Source organism: Pigmentiphaga litoralis (assembly GCF_048632615.1).
GTDB classification, from domain to species: Bacteria; Pseudomonadota; Gammaproteobacteria; order Burkholderiales; family Burkholderiaceae_B; genus Pigmentiphaga; species Pigmentiphaga litoralis_B.
In genome coordinates, this window is the sequence record NZ_CP184479.1 from 3,400,020 (window position 1) to 3,416,546 (window position 16,527).

The 16,527-nt window shown below is 66.3% G+C and carries 13 protein-coding genes; 5 read left to right on the forward strand and 8 right to left on the reverse strand.

The features are described 5' to 3' along the window. Window positions 1–54: 54 nt before the first annotated feature. The 8 genes from ACNANG_RS15510 to ACNANG_RS15545 all read right to left on the reverse strand — a co-directional run bounded on the left by ACNANG_RS15510 (window position 55) and on the right by ACNANG_RS15545 (window position 9,848). Window positions 55–936 carry an SAM-dependent methyltransferase gene (locus ACNANG_RS15510; RefSeq protein WP_420223731.1) on the reverse strand — a complete coding sequence of 294 codons (882 nt, stop codon included), beginning with the start codon at window positions 934–936 and terminating at the stop codon, window positions 55–57. Between the two features lie 104 nt (window positions 937–1,040). After that, window positions 1,041–4,850, reverse strand: coding sequence for a hypothetical protein (locus tag ACNANG_RS15515; protein ID WP_420223732.1), 3,810 nt, complete (start codon window positions 4,848–4,850; stop codon window positions 1,041–1,043). Continuing rightward, window positions 4,850–5,509, reverse strand: coding sequence for a hypothetical protein (locus tag ACNANG_RS15520; RefSeq protein ID WP_420223733.1), 660 nt, complete (start codon window positions 5,507–5,509; stop codon window positions 4,850–4,852). Before ACNANG_RS15520 ends, ACNANG_RS15515 begins: the two co-directional genes overlap by 1 nt. 71 nt (window positions 5,510–5,580) lie before the next feature. Beyond that, entirely contained in the window at window positions 5,581–6,078 is a 498-nt protein-coding gene (locus ACNANG_RS15525) for a hypothetical protein (RefSeq protein ID WP_420223734.1), read from the reverse strand. Continuing rightward, window positions 6,039–7,703, reverse strand: coding sequence for a C1 family peptidase (locus ACNANG_RS15530; protein WP_420223735.1), 1,665 nt, complete (start codon window positions 7,701–7,703; stop codon window positions 6,039–6,041). The genes ACNANG_RS15525 and ACNANG_RS15530 overlap by 40 nt, the downstream gene beginning before the upstream one ends. Before the next feature lie 262 nt (window positions 7,704–7,965). Continuing rightward, the gene (locus ACNANG_RS15535; protein WP_420223736.1) at window positions 7,966–8,880 is read right to left on the reverse strand and encodes an alpha/beta hydrolase fold domain-containing protein; all 915 of its coding nucleotides are present in this window, start codon (window positions 8,878–8,880) and stop codon (window positions 7,966–7,968) included. Then, a complete protein-coding gene (locus tag ACNANG_RS15540; protein WP_420223737.1) occupies window positions 8,881–9,633 on the reverse strand; it encodes a tripartite tricarboxylate transporter substrate binding protein in 753 nt (250 codons plus the stop codon). After that, a complete protein-coding gene (locus ACNANG_RS15545; RefSeq protein ID WP_420223738.1) occupies window positions 9,579–9,848 on the reverse strand; it encodes a hypothetical protein in 270 nt (89 codons plus the stop codon). The genes ACNANG_RS15540 and ACNANG_RS15545 overlap by 55 nt, the downstream gene beginning before the upstream one ends. Window positions 9,849–9,963: 115 nt before the next feature. Here ACNANG_RS15545 and gcvA point away from each other — a divergent pair, with 115 nt between their 5' ends. The 5 genes from gcvA (at window position 9,964) to ACNANG_RS15570 (ending at window position 16,397) form a co-directional block, all read left to right on the forward strand. Beyond that, window positions 9,964–10,845 (forward strand): transcriptional regulator GcvA, encoded by an 882-nt coding sequence (gene gcvA, locus ACNANG_RS15550; RefSeq protein WP_420223739.1) that lies wholly within the window; start codon window positions 9,964–9,966, stop codon window positions 10,843–10,845. Window positions 10,846–10,927: 82 nt separating this feature from the next. Next, window positions 10,928–12,052 (forward strand): permease, encoded by a 1,125-nt coding sequence (locus tag ACNANG_RS15555; protein ID WP_420223740.1) that lies wholly within the window; start codon window positions 10,928–10,930, stop codon window positions 12,050–12,052. A gap of 73 nt (window positions 12,053–12,125) precedes the next feature. Then, the gene (locus ACNANG_RS15560; RefSeq protein ID WP_420223741.1) at window positions 12,126–12,791 is read left to right on the forward strand and encodes an ABC transporter ATP-binding protein; all 666 of its coding nucleotides are present in this window, start codon (window positions 12,126–12,128) and stop codon (window positions 12,789–12,791) included. Then, the gene (locus tag ACNANG_RS15565; protein ID WP_420223742.1) at window positions 12,791–15,268 is read left to right on the forward strand and encodes an FtsX-like permease family protein; all 2,478 of its coding nucleotides are present in this window, start codon (window positions 12,791–12,793) and stop codon (window positions 15,266–15,268) included. Before ACNANG_RS15560 ends, ACNANG_RS15565 begins: the two co-directional genes overlap by 1 nt. After that, window positions 15,258–16,397 (forward strand): lipocalin-like domain-containing protein, encoded by a 1,140-nt coding sequence (locus ACNANG_RS15570; RefSeq protein WP_420223743.1) that lies wholly within the window; start codon window positions 15,258–15,260, stop codon window positions 16,395–16,397. Before ACNANG_RS15565 ends, ACNANG_RS15570 begins: the two co-directional genes overlap by 11 nt. Window positions 16,398–16,527 lie beyond the last annotated feature (130 nt).

A 16,527-nucleotide genomic window follows, 5' to 3' on the forward strand; every position in this document is an offset into this window, starting at 1 on the left:
GGGATTGTACCAAGATTGTGCGGGATTACCCTGAGGGCATCCCGCGCCGCCCGGTCAGCTCTTCCGTGCCGACCAGGTCTTGCCACCGCCGGCGGTGCCGGTCATGGCATTGCCTTCCACCGTGCCTTCATAGCGGATGCCATTGGAAGTAAAGGCGATTTTCTTGCCTTCCAGCTTGGCGTCGCTGATGGCATTCGATCCCAGGGTACCTTCCAGGTTCTGGAACGTCTGCTTCAGCGTCAGGCGCTGGCCGTCCAGTTGCCACGTGCCGGCAGCCTTGGCGGGCACCACCCACATCAGGGCCGTGCAGTAGTTGGAGCAACCCTGGCTGACGGTTTCGGAACGGTCCGGTTTCCAGTCGCCCATGGGGAAGGAGTTGGACACCACGCGCGTGCCGGCCGGCAGTTCCAGCAGCTTGGGACGCAGGCGTTCGTTGATCGTGGGCAACAGGAACATGGTGATGACCGTGGCCTGTTTGAGGTCGATCTCAAACAGGTCGGCGGTCTGGAAGGTCGCCAATTTCGAGACGCCTTCCTTCTCGGCGTTGGCGCGGGCCAGGGCGGCCATGTCGGGGTTGTATTCGACGCCGTGCGCCTTGACGCCGCGCTTTGCCGCGGTGATGACCGTGCGCCCGTCGCCCGAACCGAGATCCAGCACCGTGTCTTTTGGCGTGATGTTGGCCAGCTCCAGCATCTTGTCCACGACCGGTTGCGGCGTGGGCACCCAAACCACGTCCTTGCCGGCCTGGCCGACGTCCGGGGTGTAGGTGTAGCCGGGCGATTGAGCCAGGGCGGTTGTGCCGAAAGCCAGCGCGGCGGCCAGCACGCCGGCAAGCACCGGGCGCTTGCGGGCACGGCGGTGTTCGACGGAAACAGCGGGCAGGACAGCCGGCGACATCGACGACGACACAGACTGCGTAACGTACGGGACAGGCATGGCGACATTCCTTTGGTGGCCCTTGAAGGGCACGGGGTTGGCAGGATTCTCGGTGCATGGAGCGAGCAGCACCCACAGCAATACCATGCCTGACAGGAAGCTGACTATCGGCCGTTTGTTAAAGTTTTTGCAGCCGTCTCGTTGGGTGCGATGGTTGTCTTGGGGGGCAGCCAGACTTCGATGGTCGAGGGCGTGCTGGGATAGCGGGCCGACAGCGGGCGGGGCGTGACCGGCCCCGGCAGGGTCAGCGTCTGGCGGGCCACTGGCCACAGGTAGGCGGCGCATGCCGCGGCGTCGTTGCGGTGATAGCGGATCGTGGGTTCGGTGACCGGCGTCAGGTTGGGGCGGCCGCGTGCTTCGGCCGATTGCTGCACGTTCTCGATCGGCTGGAAGCGCGCCTGGATGGCCGACCACGGTCCGCGCAGCCGCGTGGCGGCGGCGTAGGATTCGGGGTCATACACCTGGACGAAGATGGCGACATCGCTGCACGCGGCGCGGGCTTCCGCGTTGATGGGGGTGGACAGGGAAGGCGCGGCCGATCGCGCGGGAGGGGACGCGGGTGCGATCTCGGCGTGGTGGTCCTGTGCGAACCGGCTCAGCCAGAGGTCGTGCGTGTCGATGCCGGCCAGGCGCTGCAAGTACCGAAAGCCGTCATTGACCCCGGCCATCACGCTGCGGACGATGGCTTCGCCCGGCACGCCGAACGCAAACGTGCCCAGGCGGCATCCGGCCGCGGGGGGATCCACCACGTCGGTGATCGTAACCGGCATGGCTTCCAGACGCAGGTCCTCGCGATACATATCGCAGGGGTGCAGCAGATGCGGCGACGCCTTGGTGGTGTAATCGTAGGCCCAATAGGTTTCGTAGCGTTGGGGCGGTCTTTCGAGCAAGGGACCCAGGCAGGTATTCACGGTCCGGCTTGCCGGATTGCCCACCGATTGCAGCAGCACGGCGCATGATCGCGACGCCAGCACGTCGAGCTTGCGGCATTCCGCAAACGCGTCGATCGCGATCTCGCGCGCGAGTCCCGGCTGCTGGAACCACTCGGCCTGCCCATGGGCGCAGATCCGGTCGGCGGTGTAGAGCAACGTGGTCGCCAGCCGCGATACGGCCTCGATGCGTTGCGGCGTGTCCGATGCGCGGGCACGCTGCGTTTCCAGCCACGTCGACGACAGACTGGAGAGCGCCGTGCGTTCGGTATCGACACTCTTGTCGCGCGCGGTGCGCCAGGCTTCCAGGCCTTGCCAGGCCGAAGCGCCGATCGCCGCGACCGCGGTCAGTCCGACCGTGGCCTTGACCGTCGACACGGCGATCCGCGCCGGAATGCGCGAGATGGCCTGCATCGGTGTCGCCGGCGCGCCGGCCGGCACGGCGCCCTTGTCACGCGTCATCGCCTTGTCGAGGGTCGAACTCGTGTCCTGCACGAAGTAGGCGTCAGGCGCGGCGGCAATGCAGTTCAAGAGATCGATGGACAGGGCCTTGCCCATTTCCTGTCCAAGCAGGAAGTAGCTTTCCCATTGCGACTCCGAAAAGAATTGATCGGAGGTCGGCTCTTGCGGGAAGCTGGGATTGGCCGCCTTGAAGTTGACGAGATCCACCGGCAGTCCAACGAAAAAATTCGGCTTCATATAGATCAGGATGCCGGGGTGCAGCGGGTCTTCGGCGTAGATGACCGTGGCGAGCGCCATGCACGCATTGCTCTTGGACGAGGCCAGATCGTCGATGGTGCCGAACTGCGCCAGCTCCGCCACCGGCGGGCTCAGGCGCAGATCGGGCGGATTGCGGGGCCGCATGAATCGGATGTCGGCATTCAGGTCGATGCGCGCCTTGCGCACCAGGTTTTCAAGGTCGCCGAACGCATAGGTCGGGTCCGCCCCCGCGTCGGAAACGACGATGACACGGCAGCGCTCGGCAAGCAGCGCATAGGCGCCAGTGTTCTCGAAATGCCCGCCGTCGGTCAGGAACCAGTCGGGTCCCTGCGTGCCCTGGAAGCGGCCGCGCAATTCGTTCAGTATGCGGCGCGATTTGCCGGTCCACGCATGGACGGACCGGGTGCCCTCGCCATTGCGGCGCTCATTGCTCCACCAATATCCCAGCCGCAGGCCCGCGAACATGGCCAGCGCCGAGATGCCGCCCCGCGTCAGCGCGCCCAAAGCCGGCGCGATGGCCGCGCCCGAAATCGCGATGAAGGTCCCGAGGCTCAGCGGTTCGTCGCGCCGCATCTCGGACCAGTTCTCGATGCCTTCACGCATGTAGCCGCCCGACACGATGGTCAGCGGCAAGCCTTGCCGGTCGCGGTTGAAGATGCCGCCGCGCGGATCGTTGGTCTGGTTCACGCACATCGTGATGAGGTGCACCGGGCCACCGGCGTCCATGGGCCGGTAGTCGTTGATCGCGACATCGTCGTCCAGATGCACTTCTTCGACTTCACTCACGACCTTGCCCAACGGTAGGTCGGCCGGGACGGGGGTCAACGTGCCTTCGTCAAGCGGGCCGGCCGCCTGGAAACGCCGGTAGTTGGCCGCGCCCAGATAGCTGCGGACCAGGCGCGCGCGATAGAAGGAATGCAAGGACGACAGATTGAGGAATTCGATATTGCGTCCGGTCACCGTCAGGTAGATGGCCATCGGAAGCATCAACAGGACGGCCACGGTCAGCGCAGGCCAGAACGCCAGCGTGGTGCGATCGAAATACGCGCCAAGCACCGCGCGATACGCAAGCGATATCCAGAATGCGGCAAGCAACGCAACGATCAGATAGCCCAGGCCACGCCCGATCAACATGGCGATGCGCACGCTTGCGGTCGGGTTGGTCAGCCGCGATGCGAAGGGCAGGGCGGCCCGCAAGGCCGGTGCAACGATGGTCAGGACGATGCCCACGGTGGCCGTGTCGAAGCCGCTGGGCTCGAACGCCAGGTGCCACGCAAACCGTTCGACGACCCCCAGCGCCAGGAAGCCGATACCCCAACGAAAGGTATTGGACAGGCGTTGTGTCAGGACACTGAGCACATCGGCCGCGGCCGAACTGGCATCGGGCAGCCGCCGGCGCGCCTTGATCCAGATGCGTTGCGCATACAGCGCGCCCAGCAGCCAGCAGCACATCAAGGCGACCATGGTCACCCACAGGCCTTCGCGCACCACGCTGCCGGGCCGTCCGGGGGCCGTGTCGAACAGCGGGTGCAGCGCCACGATCGCGATCATGGCGGTGATCACGACGGCGAATGCGCGCTGCGACGCGCCTCGTTTCCGCACATACGGGAAGCACCAGAAGGCCGAGGTCTGGACGGCCCCGATCACGATGAACACGGCCAGTGCGATCCATGGCACGGGCAGCCAGGGCGACAGCCAGCGGAAGGCGTCGAAGAAGGTGTCCCCGCCTATCCATCCCAGTGCCGCCAGCCCGGTCCACGTGAACAGATTGACGCACGCCAGGAAGATGCCGGCGAGCAAGGCCAGCAGCGCAAGTTCGAAATGGACGGCCAGCACGTTGCGCACATACAGCGCCACGATCAGCGTGCCATCCAGCACACCGCTGGGGATCAGATACCGTCCGTTGGCGCGCAACCACCAGGTGGTCCAGGTCGCTTCATCGCGCGCCAGGCCGTCCTGCACCGCGCGGGCGGCATCGCCGGTCGATCCCTTCGCGGCGTCCGAGGCGGCCACCTTGCCGCGCACCCGGTCGAACAGCCGGCCTATCGTTGCGCCCGCGTACCCGCCACCCGACACCGTCGACAGCAGGTCGAAGCGCAGCAGCATCTTTTTTCGCGAGCGCCGTGACCAGCCCCAGCGCAAAGTCGCGCTGCGTATGCCGCCTCCCGACAGCGCCAGCCCCCATTTGTCGTGGTGCCCTTCGGGCAGGTTGGGGTCCTGCAGGACCCTGCGGCGATGGTCCACCAGCGCGTCGAGCCGCTTCACTAGAAGCCCCGCAATTCGTCGACCGGGGTGGACAGCGCCGTTCCGGTGATGCGCTCCAGGGTGCGCGTGACCACCGCAAGGTCGTTGTCGAAGCTGCCGTGCGCGGCTTTCTGCAGGACGGCGTCGCCGTTGGCTTCGGTGCCCACACGCACCTTGGGCGTATCGACCCGCTTAAGCACTTTGCCTTCGGCATCGTCGAAGGCCTTGCGCCAGGCCGACAGCGCTTCTGCCGTGTCCGACGATCCGTCCCATCCCGAATAGTCCGGGTTCCAGATGTTCGACAGGCCCAGGATCGGCGTTCGCAGATCGGCTTCCAGCGCATTGGAAACGAGGTACAGCAGCGACTTGCGATAGATGGCGGAGACCGTATCGGCGCGTTCCACCTCATCCGACAGCACATCCAGGAACAGGCGGTTCATGAAGCGCGCGTCGCTCGCGTAATGTTTGTTGGCGAATGGCACCGTGCACGCCGGCGCGTACAGATGGATCGATGCGACGCGATCGGCCAAGGCGCCCCGCTGACGCAGTGCACTGAGCAAATGACCCAGAATGATCGACCCGGCCGAATGCCCGACCAGGTGCAATTCGAACTGGTCGCCCCAGGTCTCCACCAGGGCCGCAAGGGCATCGAGCAGCAGTTCGCCCCCGCCGAGGCGCAAAGGCCAGTTCCGCGTTTTCTTTCATCTCTGACCATATGGGCCGCGCCAGGGGCGGGCAAAGGTCTTTTCGATCAGGGCGTCCGACGCATCCGTCCAGGCGCCTGCCAGGTCCCCCGCGCCGCCGGGGTCCGCACGGATTCGGACAACATGCCCTGCAGCGATTCCAGCAGCCCGGTCTTCCAGACCAGGAACAGCGGGTAGCAGCCGTTGGCCACGAAGTACCGGCCCATCGCGCTGGCCCGATCGATGGCTGCCTTTTCGCTGTTGAGCCCTCCGTGCGCATAGAGCACCAGCCGCTTCTTCTGTTGCGCCGGGGTCGTGCGGAACCATTGGTCCGGCAGCGCGTACACCTGCTGCTGCAGCTTGCGCGGCTTTTCGTCTTCGCTCACGTACCGCATGACGCGGCCATCATTGCCCAACACGACACTGTGCTGATAGGCCACCGAGGCATCCCACCATTTGCTCTTGTCGACCCGCGCGCCCGCGACGCCGCTGCCGTCGCGGTTCGATGCCACCAGCCGCCCTTCGATCACGCCGGCGACGCCCAGCGCCACCACCCAGGCATCCATGGCGTTGGCCAGCCAGTCGCGATACGACAGGATCGCGAAGCCCCCGCGCCCCAGCTTGGACCCCAGGAATTCTGCACGATGAACCCGCGGGCATCGAACCCGACCAGTGCGAAGGCGTGGCCGTCCACCTGCGACGGGCGGCCGTCGAATTCGATCTCGGGCAGGTCCTGGTGGCCCGTCGGACAACTGCCCACGTCGGGCACGTCCAGCCAGCCGTCATGGGTGAACGCCGAGACGAACACGGCGCCGTGCTGTCGCAGCGCCGCCTGCATGTCCGTAATGGACCGCGTCTCGACACGGTAGTAGACGCCCAGGGTGGTGTTGGCCGCGCGCTTGGCGTAGCCGTAATGCGGCGGATTGGATTTTTCCGGGGAGTAGGGCCAGTCGTCTTCGAGGCAGACCCCGTGGCTGAACCACGCCTTGATCGCGCCCCGGCAGCTCGATCCCTCGTAATTTTCGCCTTCGTATTCGTCGTAGCGGCGGGCCAGGGTGTAGAGCATGCGCGGGCTGACCGAAATGAAGTCCTTGTCGGGATGATCGGCCTTGATCCACCGCAGATAGTTGATGACGCAAGACAAACCGAAGCCAGTGCACGCGCCTTCGCGTCCCTGATCCAGGATCAAGCCGGCCTGGGTGTAGCGGGCCAGGTAGGTCTGCACGTCACCGGAAGACGGGAATTCGTTCGGCAGGCTGATCGCGCCGGGCTGGTACCAGCGGTCGCGCAGGTCGTCGGTGTCTTTCTTGGTCTTGGCACTGGTCAACGACGTGCGCCGCGACGTGAAGGTGGGGGACTTGCCCGCGCCCACGCCATGCGTCGCCGTGCTCCACGCCGTCTCGGCCAGCGCAAAGACGCTGCGGAACCGGTCGAGTCCATGGCTGCCGCCATTGACACATTTGCGCGCGGCGGCCAGATCGCCCTTTTCGCACGCGGGCCGGAACTTGCCGGCCACATCGCCAAGAAAGGTCGCCAGCAGCAAGGCGGCGACTTCGGGCGCGTTGGCCAGGTCGGGCTGCGCGTCCAGCGGAAAGTCGATCTTGGCGGCGTACTTCCGGTAGTTGAACTTGCCCGTCAACTGGACGAAGCCGCGGCCGCGGTACCGGAAACCATCGCCCGGCACGTCGTTGCCCAGGCGGCCATCGTAGCGATTGAAAGGCGGCGCGCCCGGGTCGCTGTTGAATTTGGAGGGGAATTCAGAGATCGGCACGAACCCTTCGGATTCGGACCGTATCGTACCGAGCGCGCCCAGCACCATGGGCCTGTCGGTCAGGTCGAGCACGCCCAGCGCGGCTTCGATGTACGGAAGGTAGCGGGCGATATTGGCCGGTTTGGTGGCAGGGAACAACCGGCTGACGGCCGCCACGGTCAGCGGCGTGCTACCGAATTTGCCGCCCTGCGGCGCGATCATTTCCAGGAGCACCTGGCACAGCGGGCCGACGACACCGTCGGCAATCAGCCCGACGCCCGCCTGCCATCGGCGGATCGCGGCGTCGAAGTCCGCATCGATCGTTTGCGTGCCTGCCAGATTCGGAAAGTCGCCGGCATCGTCGCCAAGTTCGCGCAGCAGCGCCTCGGCCAGCCTGCCTACCTCCGCCCCGGTGGATCCCTTGATCAACAGCATCGTCATTGCCAACTCCCTTTGGTGAGTCGCATAACTGAGCGGTCAAACGGATGCTGCAGGACGCACCGACCCGCTTGGCCGACACAGTGGCCAAGAGGTGATCAGAAAGTGTGAAAAGGTGCCCCGACAGTGAAGATGCGCCGCCAGACCGTGAGGCGGCGTGACTAGACTATTCCGTCAATCGGTTGAGAGATATCGTCCAAAAGTTTGAGTCCGTTACCGGGCTCAAGGTCGCAGGGTTGCGACATTCGGGAAGACGATAGGTGCGTCAGATACCCGTTTCCATGAACGACAGCACGTGCTGTCCCAGCACCTCTTCCTGTGTGTTGAAGTGCGCGATGATCGACGTGTGGTTATGCCGCGGAAGCCAGACGAAGCGGGGCGCGCGGCGCCGGATGTGCGACAGCGTCGCGAACAATTCGGCGCAGTGCACGTCGATCAGCGGGTTTTCGTACTGGGCGACCGCGATCATCGTGGGCAAGGATTCGGCGGATACGTGGCTGATCGCCGAACCCGCGGTCATGTCATCGAGCGACGTGCCGTAGTAGGCCTCGACCCGTTTCGCGTTGGGATTCTCGGCGGAGTTTTCGGCGCGTACGCGGCCCGATACGACGATCAGACCCGCCAGGCCATGGCCGCCTTCCGGATGGTAGCGGGCGTCGTACGCGTAGTGCGCCGAATGCGCGCCGCCGGCCGAGTGGCCCATCAGGAAAATGCGGTCCGGATCACCGCCGTACTCCGCCGCGTGGGCCTTGACCCAGGCAACGGCGGCGCCGATGTCTTCGGTGCCGCTTGGAAACGTGTGGGTGGGCGCGAGGCGGAACTCGACGTTGACGCCGACGATGCCGTGCCGCGCGAAGTACCAGAGCACGTTGCTGTAGATCTCGTCGGTGCGGTCCTTGTCGCCTTCGACGAATGCGCCGCCATGCACGAACATCAGGATCGGGCGGCCCGATGCGGCGTGGCCGCTGGGCTCAAACACGTCCAGGCGCTGGCGCGGGTCATCGCCATAGGGCAGGTCGCGGTGGGCGGTCCCTTCCTTGGGCGCGTCTTTCAGGATGTCGGAATAGGCCTCGATCATCGTGCGGACGTTGGCCTGGACGGCCGATCCCCAGCGGGGACCGATCTCATCCATCAACCGGTACAGCGAATCGGGAATGCGGGGAACGGTTGTCGTCGTCAATCAATCCACCTTGCCGATTTTCTTGACGGCGGCCACGACACGTTCGGCGTCGGCCTTCCAGTAGGTTGCGAATTCTGGCGCGTCCATGTATTCGATCGGGCTGCCCAGGTTGTTGAAGACCTGCTTCAACGCCGGGTCGGCGGTGACCACGCGCATGGCGTTGCGCAAGGTATCGATCACGGCGCGCGGCGTCTGCGCCGGCGCCATCAGAGCGGACCATTGCACGAATTCCGCGTCATAGCCCAGCGACTTCAGGCTGGGCAGGCCGGGATAGGCGGGCAGGGGCTGGCTGCCCCAATGGGCCAGTGCGCGCATCTTGCCTGTCTTGATGAAGTTGCCGGCATTGGCCGGGCCGCTGGCCGCCGTCTGGATCTGGCCGCCAAGCAAGGACACCATGGCGGGCCCCCCGCCCGAAAACGGCACGTGCGTGATCTGTGCGCCGCTGGCCGCCTTGAACATCTCCATCGGGATGTGCATGGCGCCATAGACCCCCGACGACCCGTAGTTCAGCGCGGTCGGATGTTGCTTGCTGTCCGCAACCAGTTCGGCCACCGATTTCCAGGGAGCGTCTGCGTTCACGACCAGCAGGTTCGGGTCCGCCGTGACGCGGGCGATCGGCACGAACTGGTCAAGCTGGAAAGCCGGCTTGCGGCCCAGCAGGCGGTCTGCTTCGGGCAAGCCTGAAATCGCCGACAAGGTCAGCAGCAGGGTGTAGCCGTCGGGCTTAGCGCGGGCAACGAAGCCGGTACCCACCACACCACCGGCGCCCCCTTGTTTTCGACGATGACGGACTGCTTGAGCACTTTGCCCAGCGCATCGGCGATAGGCCGCGCAATGTTGTCGGCCAGGCCGCCCGCGGCATACGGGACGACGACGGTGATCGGGCCGGCCGGGTAATCCGCGGCAAACGCCGCGCCCGGAACGGTCAGGGCAGCGAACATCAAGGCAACGATACGAGGTGTGAGCATGAGCGGATTCCCGATGGTGCGATGCAATAGGCCCAGCCATACTGCGGTCATTCACGCTTTGTCACAATCGATATATAGTCAACTCGGTTTACCAGAACTCAACGATTCGAAACCCATGAAGCTGCCGCCACTGAACCCGCTCCGCATGTTCGAATCCGCCTCGCGCACCTTGAGCTTTACCCAAACGGCGCGCGAATTGCATGTGACGCCTGGCGCCGTCAGCCGGCAGATCAAGGTCCTGGAAGACTTCCTGGGCATGCGCCTGTTCGAGCGCGCCAACCGCGAAGTGCGGCTGACGCCGGGCGGTCTTCAATACAAGGAAGATCTGCACGGCGCGTTCGAACGCATCGAGCAGGCCACCGCCAAGGCCCTTGCGCCGCCTGCCGCCAAGCCGTTGCAGATCTGGTGCCAGATGACGTTTGCCATGCGCTGGCTGCTGCCGCGCATGCCCGCCTTTCACGTGGCGCATCCGGATCGCGACACGGTGTTCACGACGTCCTTCAAGCCGCTGCGCACCCTGGGCGACGCGGACGTCATGATCGGCATCGGGCATGGGGATTGGCCAGGGGCCATCTCGCGCCGCCTGGTCGACATCGAACTGTTGCCGGTGTGCAGCCCGCAGTTGCTGACCGGGCCCAATGCGATCACGACACCCCGGGACCTGGCGCGCCACACCTTGCTGCAATCCACCGCGCGTCCGGATTACTGGGGGCGATGGCTGGACGCCAACGGCGTGGGCGATATCGACCCGACGCATGGTCTGACGTTCGAAAACGTGGCGCTGGCCTACCAGGCTGCGCTGCAGGGGCTCGGCGTGGCCATGGGCCAGTACGCGCTGGTCAAGGATGACCTGGCGGCGGGCCGTCTGGTCGCGCCGTTCGACCGCCGTCTGTTGATCGACTCGGCGTTCTATCTGGTGTATTCCGAAAGGCTGGAATATGACCCGCATCTATGCGACTTTCGTGACTGGTTGCTGGAAGAAGTGTCAAAGGGGTGAAGACACTGCGCCGGGCGTAAAATACGCCACCCCCGGCCGGATGACCTTGCTCGTCGGCCCTCCCTTCGCTCCTGATATCTCCATGACCCCAGCACCTATCGATACGCGGCGCGCGCCCAACCCGCTCGTCGGCATCGCCGTTTTCGTCCTCATCGCAGTGGCCGGCCTGGCCTACGTGAAGTGGTATCCCTATTACAACCGCGCGTTCGTTGCGGCCAGCAACCATTCGATCGGCAATTCGATTCTGATGGGAACGGCGGCCAGCGCGCCCGCGCCGTCGTGGACTGCCGCGCTCGACTACGCGCTGGTGTACGGCAAGGCCATCTGGCAGGCCATGGTGCTGGGGCTGCTGCTGGGCTCGGCCGTCCAGGCCCTGCTGCCGCCGCGCTGGATCGCCAAGGCCCTGGGCGGCGCGGGGTTCGGCAGTGTGTTCGTGGGCGGCATGATGTCGCTGCCCGGCATGATGTGCAGCTGCTGCGCGGCGCCGGTGGTGGCGGGGCTGCGGGCGCGGCAGGCGTCGCCCGGCGGGGCCGTGGCGTTCTGGCTGGGCAACTCGGTGCTGAACCCGGCCACGTTGGTCTTCATGGGGCTGGTGCTTGGATGGAACTGGGCCGGGCTGCGCCTGGTGCTCGGGGTGGCCATGGTGTTCGGGCTGGGCTATCTGATCAACCGCATGGTGTCGTCTGCGGAAGCCGCGGATGCGAGCGAGCGTGTCGCGCATCTGCTGGAAGGCAGTGTGGACGCCCCGACCCTGTCGGCCGGCGAGTACTGGAAGCAGGCGTTCACGCGCTGGGGGCAGATCCTGTGGCGCATGACGATCCGGCTGGTGCCCGAGTACATCGTGCTGGTGCTGCTGCTGGGCGCGGCGCGCGCATGGCTGTTCCCGGTCATTGGTCCGGACATCGGCAATCATTGGATCTGGATCGTCGCGCTGGCCGTGGCGGGTGCCCTGTTTGTCATCCCGACGGCCGGAGAGGTGCCCATCATCCAGGCCATGCTGTCGCTGGGCATGGCGGCGGGTCCGGCGGGTGCGTTGCTCATGACGCTGCCGCCGATCAGCCTGCCGTCGCTTGCGATGGTTGCCAAGTCGTTCCGTCCGCGTGAACTGGCCACGGTGGCCGTGGGCGTTGTCGCCTTCGGGCTGCTGGGGGGGCGCTGGCCGTGGCGCTGGGTTTCTAGACGAAGCCTGATTTGTAGCCAACCTTGATTTCGGGCCCTGCCTGGCCAGGATCCCGCTGCCCCGGGGGTATCCTTGACGCTTCGCGTTGCGGAGTCGCCCGGTGCTAGTCGTAGACAATGTTGGCAAGTCTTTCATCACGGCCCAGGGGCCGCTGCCGGTCCTTCGCGGCGTGGACCTGGAGGTGGCGACCGGGACCAGCCTGGCTTTGATGGGCGAATCCGGCAGCGGAAAAAGCACTTTGCTGCACCTGATTGCCGGCCTGGACCGGCCCGATACTGGCAGGATCGAGGTGGCCGGGGAACCGCTTACCGGCCGCAGCGAAGCCGAACTGGCGCGCTGGCGCCGCGAAGGCATCGGCCTCGTCTTCCAGCAATACAACCTCATCAGCAGTCTGACCGTGGGCGCCAACCTTGCGTTCCAGGCGCGTCTGGCTGGCCGCGACGACCCTGGGTGGACCCGCCGCCTGGCCGATCGGCTGGGTCTGGCGTCGCTGTTGGCGCGCTATCCCGAACAGCTGTCGGGCGGACAGCAGCAACGGGTTGCGATCGGCCGCGCCTTGGCGGGCCGTCCGTCGCTGGTGCTGGCCGACGAACCGACCGGCAGCCTGGACGAAGCCAGCAGCGACACTGTGCTGGACCTGTTGCTGGAGCTGGTGGCGGAGGCCGGCAGCACGTTGCTGATGGTCACGCACAGCGCCCGGCTTGCCGCGCGGCTGAACCGCCGCGTGCATCTGCAAGGCGGGCGCGTGCTGCCTGCGCAAGCCTGATGCGCACACTGCACATCACCCTGCTTGCGCTGCTCAGCCATTGGCGGCGCCATCCCCTCCAGTTCTTCAGCATACTGACGGGTCTGTGGCTGGCGACGGCGCTGTGGACGGGGGTTGAAGCGCTCAACAGCCAGGCGCGCGCCGACTACGCCCGCGCCAGCGCCATGCTGTCGGCGCCGTCGCAGTCGCAACTGGTGCCCCGTCAGGGGCAACGCTTCGACCAGACGCTGTACGTGGCGTTGCGGCGCCAGGGCTGGGCGGTATCGCCGGTGCTGGAAGGCCGGGTTCGCTTCGCGGGCGAGACGCTGACCAGCGTCGAGGTGCTGGGCATCGAACCATTGAGCCTGCCGGTCGGCACGTCGGTGGCGGGCCAGGCCGAGCGCGCCTTTGATCTGACCGGCTTCATCGGGTCGCCCGGCGAAGCCTGGATCGCACCCGACACCTTGCAACGCCTGGGCCTGACAGCGGGAGAGCAGGCGACGACGGGCGACGGGCGGCGCCTGCCGCCTTTGGTGCCCCGTGCCGACCTGGCGCCCGGCGTGATCGTCGTCGACATTGGCGCGGCGCAGGCCCTGCTATCCGCGCCGGGGCAGGTATCGCGTCTGCTGGTCGATGCGGACCTGGCCGCGCGCCAGCCGCCGCTTCCCGCCGCGGTGGCGGATACGTTGCAATGGCGCGCGTCCGAAGAGGGCGGCGATCTGCAGCGGCTGACCGAAAGCTTCCATCTGAACCTGACGGCGTTGGGCATGCTGGCCTTCATCGTCGGTCTGTTCATCGTGCATGCGGCTATCGGACTTGCCCTCGAACAACGGCGCGGGGTGTTGCGCACCCTGCGCGCGTGCGGCGTGAACCTCAGCACACTGATCAGTGCACTGGCAGTCGAGCTCGGTGCGTTCGCGATTCTTGGCGGGCTGGCCGGGGTGATCAGCGGTTACCTGCTCGCGAGCGTGCTGCTGGGCAATGTTGCGTCCAGCCTGCGAGGCCTGTACGGCGCCGAAGTCTCCGGGCAATTGAGCCTGTCGCCCAGCTGGTGGGTGGCAGGTGTGGCGATCAGCCTGCTTGGCGCCTTGCTGGCAGGCTGCAGCAGTTTGCTGCGCGCCTCGCGCCTGCCCCTGCTCGCCATTGCCCAGGCGCAGGCATGGCGCATGGCGCAAGGGGTATGGTTGCGCCGGCAAGCCATGTTGGCCGTGGTGCTGGCGATGGTGGCCGTCGGCTGCTGGCGCTTCGGCAACAACCTGCTGAGCGCCTTGTTGATGATGGGCGCGATCCTGCTGGCCGGCGCCTTGTTCCTGCCAGCCTTGCTCGATGCCGCCCTGGCGGGGCTTGCACGGGCCTGCCGCGGACCCCTGACCGAATGGTTCATTGCCGACAGCCGCCAGCAATTGCCCGCCATGGCGTTGGCTTTGATGGCCTTGCTGCTGGCCCTGTCCGCCAGCGTGGGCGTGGGCAGCATGACCGAGGGCTTCCGGCAGACCTTCCTGGGCTGGCTCGACCAGCGTCTGTCGGCAGATCTGTACCTGACGCCACGCGACCCGGCGCAGTCCGTCCAGATCGCGGCGTGGGCCGCCGGCCAGCCTGGCGTGAAAGTGGTCCAGCCGCAGTGGCGCACCGATTTCCGCCTGCAGGGCTGGCCGGTGCAGGCCCAGGGCATCGTCGTGCAACCGGCCTTTCCCGAACAATGGCCGTTGCTGGAACAGGCCGATCGGGCGTGGGAGCGGTTGGGCGCGGGGCAGGGCGTCATGCTCAGCGAACAGCTGGGCCGCCGCCTGCACGTCGGTCTGAACGACACCCTGGTACTGCCATCAGGCCATGGCGAGCAGCACTTGCCTGTCGTCGGCATTTACGCCGACTACGGCAACCCGAAAGGGCAGGTGCTGCTGGCCGCGGACCGCTTGCGCCAGCATTGGCCGGAGGCCGTGATGACCAACTTGAGCCTGCGGCTTGAACCCGGCCGCGCGGCCAGCCTGGCAGAGACGCTCAAGGATCGTTATGGGCTCGACAGCACCCGCGTGATCGACCAGACCACGATCAAACGCTGGTCGATCGATGTATTCGAACGGACCTTCGCGGCCACCGGCGCCTTGAACACCTTGACCTTGGCCGTGGCGGGCATCGCGCTGTTCATCAGCCTGCTGACGCTGGGCCATAGCCGGGTGGGGCAACTGGCGCCGCTGTGGGCGCTGGGCGTGCGGCGCAGCCGCCTGGGATGGCTCACGTTGGGCCAGACCTTGATGCTGGCGTGCCTGACCGTCCTGCTGGCGATGCCGCTCGGTTTGCTGCTGGCCTGGTGCATGGTTGCGGTCGTCAACGTTCAGGCCTTCGGGTGGCGGCTGCCGCTGTACGTGTCGGCCCTGCAACTGGTGCAGCTGGGCATGTTGGGCCTGCTGACCAGCCTGCTGGCCGCGGCCGGACCCATCTGGCGGCTGGCGCGTCGTCAGCCTGCCGATCTGTTAAGGCAATTTGCCGATGAACGCTAAGCATTGCGTGTCCCGCGTGTCCGCCGCGTCGTGCCTGCGCACGGCGCTGCGCCTGGCCGGAGCCCTGGCGGTGTCCGTGTTGCTGGCGGGCTGCGACAAGCCGGCTGAAGCGCCTCGCAGCGGCTTCGCGGGCCTGGGCGCCGACGCGGCCGCGTTCGCACAGGTCACCCGGGGCAAGCCGCTGCGCTTCCCCGCGGATCACGGCCCGCACGATGGCTACCGGATCGAGTGGTGGTATGTCACCGCGAACCTGAAAGACGCGTCGGGCAAGGACTGGGGCGTGCAGTGGACCCTGTTCCGCTCGGCGCTGCGGCCGGGCGCCGACGTGGAAGGCTTCGGCAGCCCCAACGTCTGGATGGGGCATGCCGGCCTGACCAGCCCGGCGGGGCACCGCTACGCCGAAACCCTGGCGCGCGGCGGCATTGGCCAGGCGGGTGTGACGGCGGCGCCGTTCCGCGCGTGGATCGACGACTGGCAGCTGCAGACATCCGGCGGCCGCGACATCGACCAGTTGAGCATGCAGGCCGCCGGCAAGGACTTTTCGTACCGGTTGCAACTGTCCACGAATCGGCCGCTGGTGCTGCACGGCGATGGCGGCTACAGCGAAAAATCCGGACTGGGCCAGGCGTCCTACTACTACAGCCAGCCGTTCTATACCGTGACGGGCGACATCGTTGTCGATGGCAACAAAGTCCCCGTCACCGGCACGGCGTGGCTCGATCGCGAATGGAGCAGCCAGCCCTTGGCCGCCACGCAGCAGGGGTGGGACTGGTTTTCCCTGCACCTGGATAGCGGCGCCAAGCTGATGCTGTTCCAGGTGCGGCAGACCGATGGACCACCCTATCGGGCGGGCACCTGGATCGCTGCGGATGGCACGCCCCGTGCGCTGCGCGGCGACCAGATCCAGCTCGACGCGGGCGCGGCGACGCGGCAGGACACGGGCCGCAAGGTGCCGACGCAGTGGCGCGTGCGCGTGCCCGACATGGAGGTGGACGTCACCGCCGAGGCCATCCAGCCTCGCGCGTGGATGGGCACGTCGTTTCCGTATTGGGAAGGACCTGTGCGGTTGATGGCAGGCCAGGGCGGCGCGCCAGCGGGCCGTGGGTATCTTGAAATGACCGGCTATTGAGCATTCCGCTAGGTGCGGGTATTCACTGACCCATCGCCCCGCAAGGCGCGCCAATGCTCGACTATTGATGCAGTTAATTCTCGGGATTTTTTCCGGTTAATAGCTGCGCCGGGCGTAGGTGTTTAGACTG